Here is a 17,214-nt window from a genome sequence, read left to right on the forward strand (position 1 = left end):
CAAAAAATCCCGGACTTTCTATATTTGAAAGTCCGTATTTTTTCAATGAAAGTCCGATTATATGGCTATCTCGACGACAGACCCCCTTGCCAGCGTCGTTGCGCTACTCAAGCCGGAGCCCTCAATCGCCAAGCTTGTCACGGGCGGCGGGCGCTGGCGCGTCGAGCGCACAAACATGGCAAGCCCCTTCTACTGCGCCATGGCCGAGGGTACCTGCCTGCTGACCATTAAAGACCGCGCGCCGCTTCTCCTTGAAGCGGGAGATTTCGTGCTAGTACCCGAAGTCTTCGATTTCACCATGTCGAGCATAAATCCGCCGCCAAGCGGCGTCCCGCACCTGCCGCTGGAGACCGGGCCAGGGATGTTCCGCCTGGGCGAACAAGACGCACCGTACAAAATGCGGTGCTTAGTGGGCCACTGCAGCTTTGCCTCGCCGGACCGCGAACTTCTCGTTTCGCTCCTGCCAGCGGTCATCCATGTGCGCGCACATGGACGCTTGATCGCGCTCGTTCAGATGATCCAGGAAGAGACGCAAAGTGATCGTGCAGCCCGAGACATGGTGCTCAGACGCCTTTTGGAACTGCTGCTGGTCGAGGCCTTGCGCTCCGTCGAAAGCACGATGGCAGAACCTGGATTGCTTCGCGGCCTCGCCGATCCCCAACTCGCCTTGGCGCTGCGGCAGATCCATGCAGACCCCGGTGCAAGCCTGTCCATTCAGGGCCTGGCCGCAGCAGCGGGCATGTCGCGCTCCACATTTTTTGACCGCTTTCACGGCGAGGTCGGATCCGCGCCCATGGAATATGTAGCGGCTTGGCGGATGGCAGTGGCAAAGGACATGCTGATGAAGGGCCATATCGCGATGACCGAGCTCGCACGGCGTGTCGGCTACGGGTCGGTCAGTTCATTCAGCATGGCGTTTTCGCGTCATGTCGGAACACCACCCGGCGCTTTCGCCGCCAAACACCAGGCCGCGTAAATCGCACGTCGACCAGTTCTCATCCGATGACTGCAATGTTGGGGATGTCCCGGATCGTTAATGATCAAAGGTGGTAGCTTTTAGGAAATTAGGCCTTGGCTGTGAACGGCGGACATGGGGTCGAAAGCCGGCGGTATGTCAGCGTTGCTATCCCAAGACTGATCACTCCAGTTTGCAGGTCGGGACGAACATCTCGTTATAGTCTGCGTTCATTTTACTCGCTTGTTCCATGTATTCGAGCGGCGTTCTGTTCGGCGGCCGCGGCCAGGTGAAAGCTTCGTTAGCGCTTTTGCGAGCAGCTGCCCAACACGCCAGGCTCCGCGGAGCCGATCCATAAGATGACACCCCGTTACCGATTTTCGCCTATTGCGAAGCTCGTTTTTCAGCCTCGGCGCGCTCGCTTGCAGGATCGTAGACATTTTTGACCTGATACTTCCCATCCGGCGAAACGAAACCATCCTCAACGCTAAATGATAACGCCCCGTCTGCCCGACAGAGAATATGATTTTTCTCGACCACTTCTGGGCCATAAGATGCCGGCAGGTAAGGCCAGCGAATAATAACCTCTAGCGCATCTCCCCCTCTGCCCCATGGAACCGATGTCTACCATCGCATCGGTCGGGGACTTGTACACACTATTGGAAACCCTATAGGCCGAGCCGACTGCGATCAATTTGTGATCCATCTCTTCCGCTACGCTGTCGTCCACAACAACTAAGGCCGTCAGAGCCAGAAGAACACCGGATTTTCACATGAATGGCCTCATAAACACTCTCATCCTGCCGGAATCTACTCGTCAGCATAATGTTCGATCCCGACTTCCGCTATATGCAGATTATCGTGAAAGGTATTCCATCCGGTCCAGATTTGCACTTTGCCTGACTTTCCAACAAGCCGCCGTTAGGATAAATCCGACAAACAGACAATTTGACATTTTCGATCATGAACATACTTGCAATTTCAGGCAGCGCACGCCGACAGTCCACCAACACGGCTTTCTTGAGAGCAATGCAATCCATTGCTCCGGCAGATGTGATCATCAATGTGTTTGATGGTATCGGGGATTTGCCGGTCTTTTCGCCCGACCTCGAGGGTTCTGAGGAGCCCGATAATGTGCGGCTTTTCAAACGGGCGATTTCGGAAAGTGACGGGTTAGTCATATCAAGCCCCGAATATGTCCGCAGTATCCCAGGCGGCTTGAAAAATGCAATCGACTGGCTTGTTTCCGGTAATCAGGTGATCGAGAAACCTACTGCACTCGTCCATGCCTCGCATCGCGGAGACGATATGCTGGAAACGCTCAGGACGGTGCTTTCAACGGTAAGTTCCGGTTTCAATGAAAGCCTGTTCTTCCGGCTTGCTGTCATGAATGAGGCGCCGGAACAGATTCAGAAAATACTCGAGATTCCGTCCAACCGTCAGGTTGCCAAACGGTTTCTCGTTGACTTCGCCTCCTTTTGTCGAAACCGCCTCGAGGAAGATGCGAGCTTACAGACCTGACGTTCAGGGAATATTTTGGCGCAAGCTAACGGCAGCACCTGTGAGGTGCTGCCGTTAAGCTTCAGGACTATTTCAGCTCAGCGAGCATATCGTCATAGACCTTGCAGGCGCCCTCTAGATCAGTCGCCGCCTGCGTTTGAGCAGCCGACATTTTCTGGGCAACGGTTGCAGCCTTCTGAGGGTCCTTGGCTGCAAGCTCCTGCATCTTTTGCGAGACCTCAGTGGCCTTTGCAGTGGCTTCTTCTGCCGTGCAGGCAAAAGAAGGAGTAGCTGCAATTACGAGTGTGGCGGCTAAAAGATATGCTTTCATAACAATCCTCATTAGTCATTTGATTCAACGCTCCTTGAATACAGCGCAATCCAACCGATGACACCACCGAACCGCTCAAATTACGTTTCCCGATGTTTTATTACTTCAGAATATCAATACGGCGATTACGTTTTGAAACGTAAGCCGAGCAGAAGCCAACTCGACCAGTTGCAGAGGATCCGCGCCCTCAACGCCGATAGTGAACGATCATTGCTGCAACTTCGTCGGGCTCGTTGCGGCGTAAAGCGTCCTCATTCTGAAGTTCTGGAGCCCATTTCCGGATAATTGAACGCCAAAGCTGAGCAAGCTCCGGACCCAGAAGCCGGTTCAGAAGCGAGCGCGAATAAAAGTGGCATCCGACCAATATCACAAGCAGAACCCCGCTTGCCGTGCTTACAATATAAATGAACCGCATAAAATCTAACAAAAGCCAGGCGATCAGTTCATTTATCTGACCGCCCAACGACGGCACTTTCGACAACAAAAAGACAATCAACGCTGAGACGATAATAATCGAAGCCAGAGCGACCATGGCTTTTCTGATCAAGAAATAGCGCTGATAACAGCGTCCAAAACTCCCCTCGCCCACAATCTTATCGAAAGCAAGCGTCTGTCGATAAAAATCGTCTGACTTTCCGACTGGGATGCGTTTCCAGTCCATGAGCGTATGCAGCCCCTCCAGTTGACGGCTGGCAAACTGCGATAACAATATGGCTGAGCCAAAGTTGTGAAGGAAATTCATAGGATGGCTCCACGTGTTAGCATCGATCGCGATTGAAGTCGTTGATCATATTGTTGAAATCTTGATTGAACGCGCGGACATCCATAACAACAGGGTCGGAAAGGCTGCTGAACCCCTGATCCTTGTAATCGCCTCTTTCAGCACGCTGAATGGCATTGCGTCCTCGCGCCAGGACGCTATTGACCGAACGCATCATGCTCGTGCAACCATCCGGCCTATTTTCGCGGATCTTTTTATCAAAGCCCTCCGCCATTTCATTGACCTGATTGAGACTGTCGCCAAACGCCCGAGCGGCTTTTTCTTCACCCTTCGACTGGAAGAACTCGTCGGCAAGTCGAGCAGTCTGCTTTGAATAAAGGATTATGCCCGCGCGGAAATACTCGACCGTATCCTTCTGGGCCTGCTCAAACGCAGTACGGGTGTTTACCTCGTCCCGTTTGCGGATACCGTTGTAAAACTCTTCCTCCGCCGCTGCGACTTTTGCCATCGCGGCAACGTACTCGTCATCCTTTTCACGAGCCTTTTTTCCCTTGTCTGCAAGATAACCCTTTGCCTGAGTGTAAATATCCAGTTCCGCATTCAGCGGCTCAACTTCTTTCAACGCCGCTGTAAGGGCTTTTGCAGCCTCGTCGATTTCGGGGAGTTCCGTAGGCATCGCCAGAGCTTTATCGAGCGTCTCACGCATACGCTTGATGTTATACGGACTTTCGACGGAATAGTTCTTGAGCTCATGGCCCTTTTCCAGCGTCTCCTGGTAATATTTTAGATGATCGGCGAGATTGGCTCCGAAAGACGCACTGCCGTTTGCTGCGTCAATATAGGTGTTGTATTTCGCAATCTCCTGCTGCTGGGCTGAAGGCTGCTCAGCCTCCGCAGTTGATTGCCCGTTCTTCTGGTCGTTGCAGCCCGCAAGGCAGACTCCGGCAGTGAGGCACAGCGCGGTTAGAAGCGATTTCAAAGTTGATGTCATAATAGTTCAACGTCACGCTAAAAGCGTGATCGAGCCCTTTCTTCGTGTCATGGAATTAATTCGACTTTTGTTGGATAGTTGGCGCGATACCAGCGTGTCGAAAAACACAGGCGGACAATCGCCCTTCAAATCGAGGAGGGATTGATCATCCGATGAGCGCCGTCACATTACTCGGCAAAGAATGTCGCTGCTATAAGCCATGCTGCTATAACAAAGAGCGGTACTGACCAATATTCCATCTTTATGAAGAACAGATCGTGCCGAGTTGCACTGTTCCCGCAAGAGCGTCCGGTCTTATCGTCGGAAACAAACTGCGACCCCGTTTCTTTGTTGAGCGCGCGCCCGGCTATGCAGTTGACGATACCGGCTACTATCAGTGAGAGCGCAATATCAAGAGCTTTCGTCCAGTCAGGCAACTGCAAGGTTTCCGTCACCCAAAGTGTGCCGAGCAAAGTGGCAACCGTCACCGCTCCAATAATGATCACGGAGAGAAACCCCCATCCGCGCCAGACAATAATCATTTTTTCCATCCATATTCTAAATCAACACCGGCCCATCCTCCCAAGGGCGCAAGCGCTGTTTAGACGGATGAATTATTATTTGCAAACCGACGAGTGGGATTTGCGTGTTCACTTAATTGCAGGAGAATGCGGGGAACGCACATCGCGATTAAGGCTGTGTTGAGTGATATCCCATCGTCAAATAGCCTCCTAGGGGCATATGTCGCAACTCAAGCAGACAACGGCGGGGCCAGACATTCAAGCAGCTGTCGAGAACCGAGGCACCGTAACCTTCACCAATCTCCCCTTGTCCGCTTCACCTCTGTCATCCACCACGAACTACGCCAAACCGCCAATATTATTTGGCGCGATATCGCTTACCTATAACCTGCACAATCACACCATCATATATCAACACGCTTCCGGGAATAGGTTAAGGTTACGCCGCCATTAGAAAAGCTGCCTTTTATGTAACCATGCCAGTATGACGAAACCCCGCTCTCCCGTCAGTCAACTTCATTGCATAAACCGATGTCTCAAGCGGATTAAGTTCAAAGGAGCGCCTCCCGCTCTTGCCTAGACCGAACCACGCACTGACGGGCTTCCGCATAAATTTCCGGCGAGCCTTTGACGGCAATCCGTTATCAAATGGGAGCTGGGGCGTATTCGAGCGAGAGCTGGATTGTCTCCGCCTCATCCTACCACATCAACTCAACGATGACTGACAGACCGAAATCGATTCCGGACGTAACACCGCCAGCGGTGATCAGGTTGCCATCCCGTGCCGCCGTGCTGAGTGGTGGAAGCATTCGTTCAGTGGCGACGAGGTTTGAAATTGCCGCGTCTTCAGTCGTAAAATGGTCCCAGCGCCATCGTGCGACCGGATCGGTTCATCCCGGCAAGATGGGCGGCCACCGCAAGCGGATACTCGAACCGCATCGTGATATCATTGTGCAACGGCTCGCCGAGACCCCCCACCTGGCACTGCATGGCCTGAAGGCGGCGTTGACCGAGCGGGGTATTTCCGTCTCGCACAATACGATCTGGGAATTCATTCGCAGTGAAGGGCTGCGCTTCAAAAAAAGTATGGATCGCCCGGTTTGCAAGAGGATTTTTGCGATGTTCTGATCAGTCTGCGTCAACGTATACAGTCTCATGAGTAAGCTCATTGCCAAGATGGACATCCGCACGTTCAGAGCCCCAATAAACACTTCGGCACCCAGTGCCATTTTTTTGACCGGGCTTTCTAAACGCCGTTCGACTGTCAGGCCATCTTTACGATCCTTCCTGCAAACTTCGGTGGGCTACGCGTTTCATAGTGCATAGCCGATCCTATTACGCAGCTATTGGGTAACTGCGGTCAAAGCCTGTTTCCTTGCGCAAGACGGCCCACGCTATCCTTGCCAGCTTATTTGCCAGCGCTACAATCACGGCGTTACGGTGTACGCCTCGCTCTATCATGGCCTTCAGCCATCGCCCGAGGCGTGTCACTTGTTGAAAGCGACGGTAACGCCGCGCGAGCACCATGGATGAGCAGAGTGCGCAAATAGGTGTTGCCACGTTTCGATATCCCAAGCAGTCGGGGTTTACCGCCGGTGCTGTACTGTCTGGGGACCAATCCGAGCCAGGCACCCAGGTCGCGCGCTTTGGTGAAGCTGCTCGCATCACCCACCGCAGCGACCAGGGCCGTTGCGTTAAGCACACCAATACCGGGTATCGAGGTCAGTCTGCGCATAGCGGCATCACCGCGTGCCAGCTGGATAAACTCGGTATTCAAGGCTGCAATTTTTGTGTCGAGTTCCTTCCATTCTGCGCGTAACTCGCCAATCAACTGGTATGCTCGCGACGGATACCTCATGGCTCTCTGCAAGCATGCCGTTTTCGAGACGGGCAATCGTGCTGGCAGACGTGCCAGCACGATTGGCTAGATCCGCCACGCCGCTTGGCAACGGCATTTCGTCAGCACGTGCAGCCACGTCATGTTCAGATTGCTAGTCAATATCTGGGCGATTGTAACTCTGGTCAACCTTCGTGCTCACATCGATTATTCCTGGCTTCGCAATGACTAAAATTCGGCGACTTTGCCCCATGCGCTACGGTTCAACCGTTCGGGTTTGTATGGTGTCGGATCAACGATCGGCTTCCGTCCCAAAACTATGTCAGCAATCATGTGCCCCGCGCCCGGACCGATGCCGAAACCATGTCCGCTGAAACCTGCAGCAAGGATAAAGCCTGGAACTGTTTCGATCTCACCAATCGCCGGCACGCCGTCCGGCGTACTGTCGATATAGCCTGCCCAACGGTTGGTAATCGGTGTCGTGGCAAGCTCAGGCAAAAGATCACGCGCTCTTTGATATGTAAGTCTGATCTGCCCCTCATCAGGCTTCGGATTAAGAATGCGATTTCTTTCCATTGGTGTGATTTTATCTAGGGACCACTTGCTTAGCGTTTCATGGCCTGAGCACCAGCCTTGAATGCCACCTGGTGCAAGGCTCCGCCAGCGACGTGCGAACATAGGTATGAATTCGCGACTGAACCGTAGTTGCTGCGGTGTTACATCCACACGAGCCTGGCCGCTGATTGCCAGGGTGTAGCCGCCATTATAGCGGTGTGTAAGGGAGACTTGCGAGGTATGCAAAGCATTCGGTAGTCCATTGGCTCCGGGTCCAACGGACAAAATCGACGCACGGACCGCAGCCTGCGGAAAGCGAATACCAAGCTGATTACAGAAGGACGATGCCCATGCACCGCCCGCCAGTACCGTGGTCTTCGTCTGAATCGTGCCTGCTTCGGTTACAACGCCAGAGACGCGTCCGGCGCTCAGTTCCAGGCCGCGCGCTGCGCAATTCTGATGCACCGTTCCGCCAGCAGCCATAATGCCACGCGCCACAACAGGAACAGCGCGTGAGGGATCTGCTATACCGTCTGTCGGAGAAAAAACGCCACCCGCCCACGCCCGTTTGGTTGCTTTGCCGTGTTCGGCAGCTTCTGAGGCGCTTAGCATATGCGTTGTAACGCCGACAGATTTGGCAAAATCGCGCCAGCGCGCCCAGCCCCCAATTTCTGCCTCGTCTTGTGAAAGATAAAGCAGTCCACAGCGCCTGAAGCCCGGATCTTCACCAGTTTCCGCCGCAATCCTATCCCAGAGTTCAAGGCTTTTCGTTGCCATGGCGAGTTCACGCGCATCGCGGTTCTGCTGACGGCACCACCCCCAGTTGCGGCTTGACTGTTCGGCTGCAATGCGACCTTTTTCGACGAGCGCAACCTTCACACCGCTGCGTGCAAGGTAATAGGCAGTAAATACACCGACAACGCCCCCACCGATGACAACAACATCCGCCTCTTTAGGCAAAATCGGATTGGTTTCGATGTGCAATAGCGGTGCAGACATGTGCAGGACTCCAGTGTTTCGCATATCCTAATCCGGCAAGCGAAGCGCAGTGCATCGGAGTTTGCACTTACACAGAATTTCATATGGTTTACTGAGGTTTCTACAGGGGATTATTGTGTGTAAGGCAAGTCTACTTCGTATGATAACTGAAGATGGAAAACCGTAAACCGCATGATTGCAGCTTGGACCGAAAAAGATAATAATCCGAAATAAGAATACCGAATGAATGGTTTTGACTATGAAGCTCGACAAAATTGACATCAGAATTTTATCCGAAATGCAGAAGAATGGGCGGATAACCAATGTCGAACTTGCCGAACTCGTCAATCTGTCACCTAGCCCTTGTCTGATGAGAGTGAAAAAACTTCAGTCTGAAGGATATATCACCGGATATTCGGCACAGATTAACGTGTCAAAACTCGGACACACGCTGACCGTATTTACCGAAGTCACACTCAAAAACCACCGGCAGATTGATTTTGCACGTTTCCTAGCAACGGTGGAGAAAATTGATTCCGTTATCGAATGCCATCTCGTATCAGGCGGTTACGATTATCTTGTTAAATTCGTCACCGCGGGAATCGTCGAATATCAGACGATCATGGAGCGTTTGATTGATATGGATGTTGGCATTGATAAGTATTTCAGCTTCGTTGTGCTCAAATCACCGATAGTGAAAGCACATCTCCCGCTCGACGTTATGTTCACCGAGTAGACCTAGAGTATCCGTCTTGATCAAGCCATTTTTGGTGCCCAACAGCGATGCGCTTTTAGGCGTGCATTTGCTAGCACGATGAGCTTTCGCATGACGGCTGTAATGGCGACCTTTGGCGGTTTTCCCTTTGCTCTGAGCTGATCGTATTTGGCTTTGAGGTCAGGATTGAAACGGGTAGCTCCCAGAGCAGGCATGTAAAGGACCCGTCGGATATTGGCGCGGCCACCGGCTATAAAGGTCTGGCCGCGCCATTTGCCCGACTGCCTCGTCATTGGGGCCAGCCCGGCAAGGGCTGCGGCCTGATTGGTTTCAAGTCTCCCCAGTTCTGGCATGTCTATGATCAAGGAGAAGGCAATGATTGTCGAGAAACCTGGTATGGACGTGAGGATAGAAAAATTTGCAGCCAATTGTGCATCCACTTGAATGATCGCTATGATTTCTGCTTCTATTGCTTGCATCTGGCGCTCAATCTGCTTGAGCCTTTCCGCATTCTGGCGCTTGAGCAGAGGAATGGAAAACGCCTTGGCGCGGTTCTTCGCTGCGGTGCGATCTTTGAGACGAGGCGATCAAACTCTAGCTCGACCCATTAAACGGTCTGCATATCCACGATCCGCCCCTCGCCACTGTTGGGAGAGCTCGAACTCTCTCGCAGTGGGACGAGTATCTCCCAGTTGACAGGAAACACCATAAGACAAGCAGATCGTAGAAAACTGGGAGCGATTTCCCACTTTCGGGTTACGTTGTAATAACTCATCTTCTGGTGAAGTCACGGACCAGTTCTGGGTCTTGTTGCAAGCTATCGAGCCAGCGGGTATCGAGTTTTGGCACCGACGAGAACAGAAGCCGCGAATAAGGATGGCTGGCGGTACTGCCCATCATATTGGGGCTTAATTGCTCAACCTTTTTACCTGCATACATCACAACAACTTCATCACAGATTGCGCGGACCGTCGAGAGATCGTGGCTGATAAAGAGATAGGACAACGACAATTCGCGTTGCAGTTCTTTCAGTAAATCAATAATGGAAGCAGCGACCACCGTATCGAGCGCCGATGTAATCTCATCGCAGATTATCATCTTAGGATCTGCAGCGAGAGCGCGCGCCAGATTGATACGCTGTTTCTGACCGCCCGATAGTTCACCGGGTCTGCGATAACGCATGTTGCGCGGCAGACGCACCATATCAAGAAGCTGGTCGATCCGGGCTTCACGGCTTTTGCCGTTCATACCGTGATAAAAGCGAAGCGGGCGCGCCAGTATATCTGCAATCGATTTGGCCGGATTGAGGGCCGTATCAGCAAACTGGAAGACAATTTGCAATTCGCGCAGTTGCTCACGACTGCGATGACGCAGATCGCTTTGCATTTCCTTGCCTTCAAATAGTATCTTACCGCTCGCGGCAGGCAGAATACCCGCAATAACACGCGCAAGCGTGGACTTGCCACAACCTGACTCTCCGATGATGCCCAGGTTCTGTCCTCGTGACAACTCGAGGCTGACATTGTTGACCGCAATCATCGCTGGTTCGCCAGACTTACCCACCATGCCATAACCGGCGAGCACCTTATCAACGACGAGAAGTGGCACAGGCTTTTCAACTGCGACAGTTTCAGGTTTCACATGTAAAGCGGGCTCAAAGGCAGCAAGCAATTCCTGCGTATAGGGATGCTGGGGATGATGCAGAATATACTGCGTAGAGCCCACTTCCTGCACTTCGCCGCCTTTGAGCACGACAATACGATCTGCAATCTGCGCAACGACTGCCAGGTCATGAGAAACATAAACGCCAGCGATATGCTTCTTTTTCATCACCGATTTGAAAGCACGCAGCACCTCAATCTGCGTTGTCACATCAAGGGCTGTCGTTGGCTCATCAAATATTACAAGCTTGGGATCACCAATAAGGGCCATCGCCGCTGAGAGGCGCTGCAACTGTCCACCGGAAACCTGATGCGGATAGCGATCACCAATCGTTTTAGGATTGGGCAAGGCCAATGCCTTAAACAGTTCAACAGCCTTTTTACGCGCTTCTTCCTTCGACATCAGCTTGTGGATCTTTGTCACCTCAATGACCTGATCCATGATGCGATGCGCTGGATTAAAAGATGCCGCCGCACTTTGCGGCACATAGGAAACTTCTGTACCACGCTTCTTCGAACGTTTGCGCTCCGATAGGATGACAATATCCTGACCGGCAACAGCAATACTACCACCGACGATCCGGCAACCCGGACGCGTATAGCCCATCAAACTCAGCGCAATTGTCGTTTTGCCAGAACCGCTTTCACCAATAAGCGCTACAATTTCACCTTCAGCAATTTCAAAACTGACATCACGAATGATTTCAATTTTGCGTCCTGAATCCGTTTTGGCATCGACGCGTAGGTTGTTGATCTCAACAAGATTGCTCATTCATTCGCTCCTGTCGCGGATCTTCTGCGGTAGATTGTCGATCAGCAAATTGACGCTGATTGTGAGGCTCGCAATGGCAATAGACGGAAACACAACAGCCGGTGCTGCAAAGGACAGCCCGCCGATGTTTTCTTTAACCAGAGCGCCCCAATCGGCAAATGGTGGCTGCACGCCCAGACCGAGGAATGACATGCTGGACAATAGCAGCACGATGAACACAAAACGCAGACCAAAATCGGCCAGCACTGGTCCAATGATGCCGGGCAAAATTTCCGAGCGGATGAGATAGCCGATCTTTTCACCACGTGCGCGAGCAACCGTCACGTAATCCATCGTATTGATGTTGATAGCAAGTGCGCGAGCAAAACGATAACTGCCGGGTATATAGATGACGGCCATAGTGATGATCAGGACCGGGATAGATGAGCCAACACCTGCTACGATAACCAGTGCGAGAATTTTGCTTGGGATGGATGTTAAGGCGTCAAGAAAACGGCTTAGTGCGGAATCGAACCAGCCACCAATTACGGCAGCGGTCATGCCGAGCGTAACACCAAGAAAGCAAGCCAGGAAAACAGCAGCAATTGAAATACCGACCGTGAAGCGTGCACCATAAATGATCCGCGAAAGCATATCGCGACCCAGGTAATCAGTACCCAACGGAAACTGCGCACTCAATGGACCAAAAAAATCAAAGTCGACAATTTCACCAACAGGATGCGGCGCAATCCAGGGAGCAAGAATTGCAACCAATGCCCAGCACAGGATAATCAGGAATGAAACTGTACCAACCAGATTAACTCGATAGCCGAAGCGCGGAGACTTGGTCTTTCGCGGATTTGAAACGGAAGCGGTCATGATTATCGCAGCCTCGGGTTGGAAACAATAGCGATCAGATCCGCTATCGTGATGAGCAGGAGATAGCCAAAACAAAAGATCATCGCGCAAGTCTGGATCAAAGGCAGATCGCGTGTTGCTACCGCATCAAGCATTAGTTTGGCTATCCCGGGATAATTGAAGATCGTTTCTACGATGATAACTCCACCCAGCAGATACGACAGTGAGAGTGCAACCGCATTCACAATGGGGCCGAGCGCATTGGGAAGCGCATGAACCGTCACCATCCGGCGGCGTGATGCGCCTTTGAGCAGGGCCATTTCAACATAGGGTGTATTGAGTGTCTCAAGCACGGCTGCTCGCGTCATACGGATCATCTGCGCCGAGATCACAAAGCTCAGCGTGATAACCGGCATGGCAAAGACTTTCAAAAGACCGAGGAAAGATGTCACCTCATTGGCCATCGAAAGTGCCGGAAACCAGCCAAGATAAACCGCGAACACCAGCACAGCGATCGTCGCTACCATGAATTCCGGCACCGAAATTACCGAGATTGTGAAGATGGATACAACACGATCATAGATTGTGCCGCGCATGATCGCCGCCGTAATACCGAGAAACAAAGCAACCGGCACCGAGATTGCGGCTGTGACACCGGCAAGCTTCAACGAGTTCACCAGCCGGTTGCCGATAAGATCAGCAATCGGCACATTATTGACGTAAGACACGCCAAGATCACCGCGCAACAGGTTGCCCAGCCAATACAAAAAGCGCAGGAAAGCAGGTTGATCGAGGTTCATCGCTTCGCGAAGCCCCGCAACCGCCTCAGGCGTTGCTGCCTGGCCGAGCAAGATTTCTGCCACATCTCCGGGCAGCATCGCCGTTGCAAAGAAGATCGTAAATGCAACAATCAAAAGCGTAACGACTGCAACAACAAGGCGTTTGGCGACGAGGTTCAACAATGGCGATTTTATGGTCATGCGCAACCCAATATCGGGGGAAACGATCAGTTCGGGCAAAACCAATGTTTTGCCCGAACCCGAAAAGCAAAGCTACCTGACCAAAGGTCAGGCTTCCAGCCAGGCATGTTCAGCGAAGGAATTGCCCATCAGATTTCCGCTCGGCAACGGACGAATACCTTTGACCTTTCCGCTATAAGCATCGAGACCATCATAAAATGTTGGAATGATCGTGCCAGCATCGGCACTCACGATCTCCTGGAGTTCGCTGTAAATTTCGATCCGCTTTGCGTCGTTGGTAAGGCCACGTGCCTCTGAGAGCAGAGCATCAAATTTCTCGTTCTGAAATTTACTCTCATTCCAGCTTGCGTCAGACTTGTAAAATTGTGAGAACATTGCATCAGGCGTGGGGCGGGGATTGATATTGCCGAAGCATATTGGCGCTTTGAGCCAATAGTTCGACCAATAGCCATCGGCTGGAACACGCTGGACATCGAAATTAAGACCAATCTCGGACGCAGCCTGCTGCAAGACCATTGCGATCTCGACAGACTGCTGTGCTGCACTTGAAGCAACAATTGGAATTGTCTTACCAATGAGGCCTGCCTCTGTGAGCAATGATTTTGCTTTTTCAGGGTCGTATGGAGCTGGCGCGAGGTCTTGTCGATAAAAACGGCTCGACGGTGGGATTGGCTGGTCATTACCCAGTTGCGCGAAACCTCGAAACACCGCCTTACTGACGAGGTCTCGGTTGATAAGATGTTTGATTGCCTGTACAAATTTTCCGTTGTTGCCCGGTTCCTGATCGAGACGAATAATCAGATTGGTATATTGGCCGGCAACGGTCCGAAGCAACTGGTGACCTGCATCGGTGATCTGGGCAGCCGCCCGGGGATTGACATTGGCAATAATGTCCACGTCACCCGCTAATAACGCATTCAGACGCGCTGTCTCCTCTTGGATCGCAAAGATTTCGATCTCATCAAGATAAGGTCCGCCCCCTTGCTTCCAATAGTTTTCATTGGATTTCATGCGTGAGCGAGTGCCGGGGCTAAATTCCGTGGTTTTAAACGCACCGGTCCCTATACCTTGATTAAAGTTGCTGGTTCCATTTTTTACGATGAGGAATGCCGGTGTTCCCATCAAAGCGGGAAAATCGGCATTTGCACCCGTCAATTCGACGGTAACCTCATGATCGCCGGTCTTTGTGACAGCATCGATTTGAGAGGCAATCGTTTTGGCGCTGGATCCGGTTGCCGGGTCCTTGTGGCGTAACAGCGTGAAGACGACATCGTCGGCGCCGAACGGCGAACCATCGTGAAAAACGACGTTCCTGCGCAACTTGATTATCCAGCGTTTGGCATCGTCCGTTTCGAACGCCTCTGCCAGCTCCATTTGTGGAGTGAGCGTATCATCAAGCCGAGTGAGGCCATTATAGATGCTGTTGACACGAATATAGTCGATATTGAATATCGCGCGTGCAGGATCGAGCGTATCGGCGGTGCTGCTGGCATAAGTCGCAACGCGTATTTTGCCACCTTTTTTTGCGGTCTGCGCAAATGCTTCCGTCGCTTGCGTCGCAATTGCACCTGCGCCACTCACCGTCATGCCTGCTGCCAGCAGCATTTTAAGAACATCGCGACGCGATGCGCCCGAGCGGAGGTTCTGATCAAGAGTTAACTTCTCTGTTTCACTAAGATTTTTGTAGGAGATGTTGAGTTCGGACATATCCAGTTCACCCTCTTTGGTTTTGTTATCAGATTATGCTGCAAAGGCGGAACGCATCCTGAATGGCCGAGTAAATGTCTCGACTGGCGATAGCGTCGCCGATGCGATGAATTTCAAAGCCACCACGTGCTGGGCTCGTGTCTATGGCTTCAGGTGGTTCGAAATGTGTTTCACCGAGATTGGCTGCATTTTCTCTTAAGGCAAAAAAAATATCGGCGAGTGGGATTGTGCCGTTATCGACAATGACTTGGCTCGCCAAACGTGTCGTGATCTCACCCGTCAGCTCATTTTGGAAATAAGCTTGCAACCCGTTATCTTTCCTCTCCACCTTGATAAGTCGGACATCAACGGTTCTCGGAATATTTAGTTCGGCAAACTTTTTTCGGAAGCCAGATTTGTCGGTGTAAGACATTTCAAAAGCCAACATTTCGTCCAGCATCGCATAGTGAATTTTCTTACCTCTCGTAGTAAGTTCCAAAGCGCATGACGCCGCACTCTGGCGACCGGTTCCGTCGAAGATCAAGATATCTTCGTGAGCCGGAACGGCATTGGTGAGAATATCCCAAACACTGGTGCACAGTTCACCGCCATCAATAAACTCCAGATCCGGAAGCCCGCCGGTTGCCACAATGATCACATCGGGCTGTTCAGCTAGAACATCAGTTTCGTCGACATATGCGTTCAGACGGACATCGACACCCAGTCGATCAATTTCCTCCATTCGCCAATCGACAATTCCCAGGAGATCACGGCGTTGCTTTGGTGTGGCCGCAATACGTATTTGGCCGCCCAACTCAGCCGCTGCTTCGAAAAGAACAACGTTATGCCCGCGTTCCGCACTCACACGAGCAGCTTCCAGACCAGCCGGCCCGCCACCGACCACAACGACTTTCCGGGAGGGGGCCGCTTTTGTCAGTTGATGTGGCAAGACAGTCTCGCGGCCGCTCGATGGATTATGTACGCAATGCACCTTTTTATAGAGACAATAAGATGCACCCACACAGGGACGGATACGCTCCTCCTCTCCCCGCATGATTTTATTGACAATCTGCGGATCGGCGATATGAGCCCGCGTCATTCCAATAAGATCGACGATGTTTTCACGAATTGCATAACGAGCCGTCGCCACGTCCCGTACACCAGCTGCGTGGATGAGCGGGAGTTTTACTGCCTGACGAAAAACTTCAACCTCTTTAAGAAACGGAGCACTTTTTTGAAAGAGGCCCGGCATATTATGTTCTGAAAGGAGTAGATCGGAATCCATGCGCCCATAGATGCTATTAAAGTAGTCGATTGTCCCTTCCGATTGAAAAATCCCGGCAATTTCGGCACATTCTTCCGCACTCAAGCCACCGTCTCCACCTTCGTCGATGACCAACCTTATACCAACAATGAAGCGGTCCCCGACCTCCTTACGAATGGCTTCGTGCACCAGGAGGCCAAAGCGCGCTCGATTGCGTAAAGAACCGCCAAACTCATCCGTGCGCCTGTTGGTCAGAGGAGAAAGGAATTGCCCGATCAGATGTCCACCAGTGACGGTTTCAATCCCATCAAGTCCGGCGTCCCTGCAGCGGCGCGCCGCCTTTGCATAATCCGTTACGATCCGCGCAATGTCGTAATGATCCATTTCGCGCGGAAAATTTCGGTTGCGCGTCTCGCGAACGCGCGATGGAGCAACCACTGGCAACCACGAACTTGAAAAGGCCGTTGCGCGCCTGCCGAGATGCGAAACTTGCGAGATGACCGCACAGTCGTGCTTATGAATACGCTCGGCCATCGCAGTCAGATGTGGAACAATGGCGTCGGAGCTTAAATTGAGTTGTCCACCGCCCCAGCTTGAATCACGTGACGACATGGCGGAGCCACCAATCATTGTCATAGCCAGGCCGCCCTTGGCTTTCTCTTCATGATAACGCTGGTAGCGTTCAAGCGGCATGCCCCCATCATCGAGCATTGACGCATGAGAAGTGCTGATGATCCGATTCTTCAACAGCAAGTGCTTCAGCTGAAATGGTTGCAAAAGCGGATCACCGCTAACTGCTTTCTCACTGCCAGGTTTAGCGATCGATATCATACTCACGAAGCTGCTCCATAAACGTTGCTGGCAACTCCGGTAGGATCGCGGCGGTTTCACAACCGTTTTGACCTGCTGTTGGGTACATACCTCCAGGGAG

At 52.1% G+C, this 17,214-nt stretch carries 14 protein-coding genes and 2 pseudogenes; 4 read left to right on the plus strand and 12 right to left on the minus strand.

From position 1 onward, the window contains the following. Positions 1-61: 61 nt before the first annotated feature. The gene (locus tag CES85_RS23530) at positions 62-976 is read left to right on the plus strand and encodes a helix-turn-helix domain-containing protein (RefSeq protein WP_095448256.1); all 915 of its coding nucleotides are present in this window, start codon (positions 62-64) and stop codon (positions 974-976) included. Positions 977-1,918: 942 nt separating this feature from the next. After that, on the plus strand, positions 1,919-2,476 hold the full coding sequence (locus tag CES85_RS23535; RefSeq protein WP_095448257.1) for an NADPH-dependent FMN reductase: 558 nt from the start codon (positions 1,919-1,921) through the stop codon (positions 2,474-2,476). A 67-nt stretch (positions 2,477-2,543) separates the two neighbouring features. Here the strand turns inward: CES85_RS23535 and CES85_RS23540 are convergent, their stop codons facing one another. The 4 genes from CES85_RS23540 to CES85_RS23555 all read right to left on the minus strand — a co-directional run bounded on the left by CES85_RS23540 (position 2,544) and on the right by CES85_RS23555 (position 5,019). Next, complete coding sequence (locus tag CES85_RS23540; protein WP_095448258.1) at positions 2,544-2,786, minus strand: hypothetical protein; 243 nt, start codon at positions 2,784-2,786, stop codon at positions 2,544-2,546. Positions 2,787-2,973: 187 nt separating this feature from the next. Then, the gene (locus CES85_RS23545; RefSeq protein WP_095448259.1) at positions 2,974-3,528 is read right to left on the minus strand and encodes a DUF6097 family protein; all 555 of its coding nucleotides are present in this window, start codon (positions 3,526-3,528) and stop codon (positions 2,974-2,976) included. A 16-nt stretch (positions 3,529-3,544) separates the two neighbouring features. Continuing rightward, positions 3,545-4,498 (minus strand): DUF3829 domain-containing protein, encoded by a 954-nt coding sequence (locus CES85_RS23550; RefSeq protein WP_095448260.1) that lies wholly within the window; start codon positions 4,496-4,498, stop codon positions 3,545-3,547. Between the two features lie 167 nt (positions 4,499-4,665). Continuing rightward, positions 4,666-5,019, minus strand: a complete 354-nt coding sequence (locus CES85_RS23555; RefSeq protein ID WP_157743494.1) for a hypothetical protein — start codon at positions 5,017-5,019, stop codon at positions 4,666-4,668. A gap of 741 nt (positions 5,020-5,760) precedes the next feature. Here CES85_RS23555 and CES85_RS27935 point away from each other — a divergent pair. Further along, positions 5,761-6,087 (plus strand): annotated as a pseudogene (locus CES85_RS27935) (IS630 family transposase); the annotation flags it as partial. Positions 6,088-6,333: 246 nt separating this feature from the next. Here CES85_RS27935 and CES85_RS23570 read toward each other — a convergent pair. Both CES85_RS23570 and CES85_RS23575 read right to left on the minus strand, forming a co-directional pair. Continuing rightward, a pseudogene (locus CES85_RS23570) lies at positions 6,334-6,823 on the minus strand (IS110 family RNA-guided transposase); the annotation flags it as partial. Between the two features lie 240 nt (positions 6,824-7,063). Continuing rightward, entirely contained in the window at positions 7,064-8,389 is a 1,326-nt protein-coding gene (locus CES85_RS23575; RefSeq protein ID WP_095448263.1) for an NAD(P)/FAD-dependent oxidoreductase, read from the minus strand. Between the two features lie 238 nt (positions 8,390-8,627). Here CES85_RS23575 and CES85_RS23580 point away from each other — a divergent pair, with 238 nt between their 5' ends. Then, a complete protein-coding gene (locus CES85_RS23580) occupies positions 8,628-9,104 on the plus strand; it encodes an Lrp/AsnC family transcriptional regulator (protein WP_095448264.1) in 477 nt (158 codons plus the stop codon). Between the two features lie 20 nt (positions 9,105-9,124). Here the strand turns inward: CES85_RS23580 and CES85_RS23585 are convergent, their stop codons facing one another. The 6 genes from CES85_RS23585 to CES85_RS23610 all read right to left on the minus strand — a co-directional run bounded on the left by CES85_RS23585 (position 9,125) and on the right by CES85_RS23610 (position 17,114). Beyond that, positions 9,125-9,562 (minus strand): transposase, encoded by a 438-nt coding sequence (locus CES85_RS23585; RefSeq protein ID WP_095448265.1) that lies wholly within the window; start codon positions 9,560-9,562, stop codon positions 9,125-9,127. 292 nt (positions 9,563-9,854) lie between these two features. Continuing rightward, positions 9,855-11,516, minus strand: a complete 1,662-nt coding sequence (locus CES85_RS23590) for an ABC transporter ATP-binding protein (protein WP_095448266.1) — start codon at positions 11,514-11,516, stop codon at positions 9,855-9,857. After that, positions 11,517-12,374 carry an ABC transporter permease gene (locus tag CES85_RS23595; RefSeq protein ID WP_095448267.1) on the minus strand — a complete coding sequence of 286 codons (858 nt, stop codon included), beginning with the start codon at positions 12,372-12,374 and terminating at the stop codon, positions 11,517-11,519. 2 nt (positions 12,375-12,376) lie between these two features. After that, positions 12,377-13,333, minus strand: coding sequence for an ABC transporter permease (locus tag CES85_RS23600; protein WP_404904598.1), 957 nt, complete (start codon positions 13,331-13,333; stop codon positions 12,377-12,379). Between the two features lie 87 nt (positions 13,334-13,420). Then, complete coding sequence (locus CES85_RS23605; protein ID WP_095448268.1) at positions 13,421-15,040, minus strand: ABC transporter substrate-binding protein; 1,620 nt, start codon at positions 15,038-15,040, stop codon at positions 13,421-13,423. 28 nt (positions 15,041-15,068) lie between these two features. After that, a complete protein-coding gene (locus CES85_RS23610; RefSeq protein ID WP_095448269.1) occupies positions 15,069-17,114 on the minus strand; it encodes an NADH:flavin oxidoreductase in 2,046 nt (681 codons plus the stop codon). Positions 17,115-17,214 lie beyond the last annotated feature (100 nt).

This window comes from Ochrobactrum quorumnocens (assembly GCF_002278035.1).
Lineage (GTDB): Bacteria > Pseudomonadota > Alphaproteobacteria > Rhizobiales > Rhizobiaceae > Brucella > Brucella quorumnocens.

Excerpts from the sequence above, each read along its gene's own strand:
- CES85_RS23555 (WP_157743494.1), bottom strand. The coding sequence starts at position 5,019 with ATGATTATTGTCTGGCGCGGATGGGGGTTTCTCTCCGTGATCATTATT.
- CES85_RS23600 (WP_404904598.1), bottom strand. The coding sequence starts at position 13,333 with ATGACCATAAAATCGCCATTGTTGAACCTCGTCGCCAAACGCCTTGTT.
- CES85_RS23585 (WP_095448265.1), bottom strand. The coding sequence starts at position 9,562 with ATGCAAGCAATAGAAGCAGAAATCATAGCGATCATTCAAGTGGATGCA.
- CES85_RS23545 (WP_095448259.1), bottom strand. The coding sequence starts at position 3,528 with ATGAATTTCCTTCACAACTTTGGCTCAGCCATATTGTTATCGCAGTTT.
- CES85_RS23550 (WP_095448260.1), bottom strand. The coding sequence starts at position 4,498 with ATGACATCAACTTTGAAATCGCTTCTAACCGCGCTGTGCCTCACTGCC.
- CES85_RS23535 (WP_095448257.1), top strand. The coding sequence starts at position 1,919 with ATGAACATACTTGCAATTTCAGGCAGCGCACGCCGACAGTCCACCAAC.
- CES85_RS23580 (WP_095448264.1), top strand. The coding sequence starts at position 8,628 with ATGAAGCTCGACAAAATTGACATCAGAATTTTATCCGAAATGCAGAAG.
- CES85_RS23610 (WP_095448269.1), bottom strand. The coding sequence starts at position 17,114 with ATGATATCGATCGCTAAACCTGGCAGTGAGAAAGCAGTTAGCGGTGAT.
- CES85_RS23590 (WP_095448266.1), bottom strand. The coding sequence starts at position 11,516 with ATGAGCAATCTTGTTGAGATCAACAACCTACGCGTCGATGCCAAAACG.
- CES85_RS23595 (WP_095448267.1), bottom strand. The coding sequence starts at position 12,374 with ATGACCGCTTCCGTTTCAAATCCGCGAAAGACCAAGTCTCCGCGCTTC.
- CES85_RS23530 (WP_095448256.1), top strand. The coding sequence starts at position 62 with ATGGCTATCTCGACGACAGACCCCCTTGCCAGCGTCGTTGCGCTACTC.
- CES85_RS23540 (WP_095448258.1), bottom strand. The coding sequence starts at position 2,786 with ATGAAAGCATATCTTTTAGCCGCCACACTCGTAATTGCAGCTACTCCT.
- CES85_RS23605 (WP_095448268.1), bottom strand. The coding sequence starts at position 15,040 with ATGTCCGAACTCAACATCTCCTACAAAAATCTTAGTGAAACAGAGAAG.
- CES85_RS23575 (WP_095448263.1), bottom strand. The coding sequence starts at position 8,389 with ATGTCTGCACCGCTATTGCACATCGAAACCAATCCGATTTTGCCTAAA.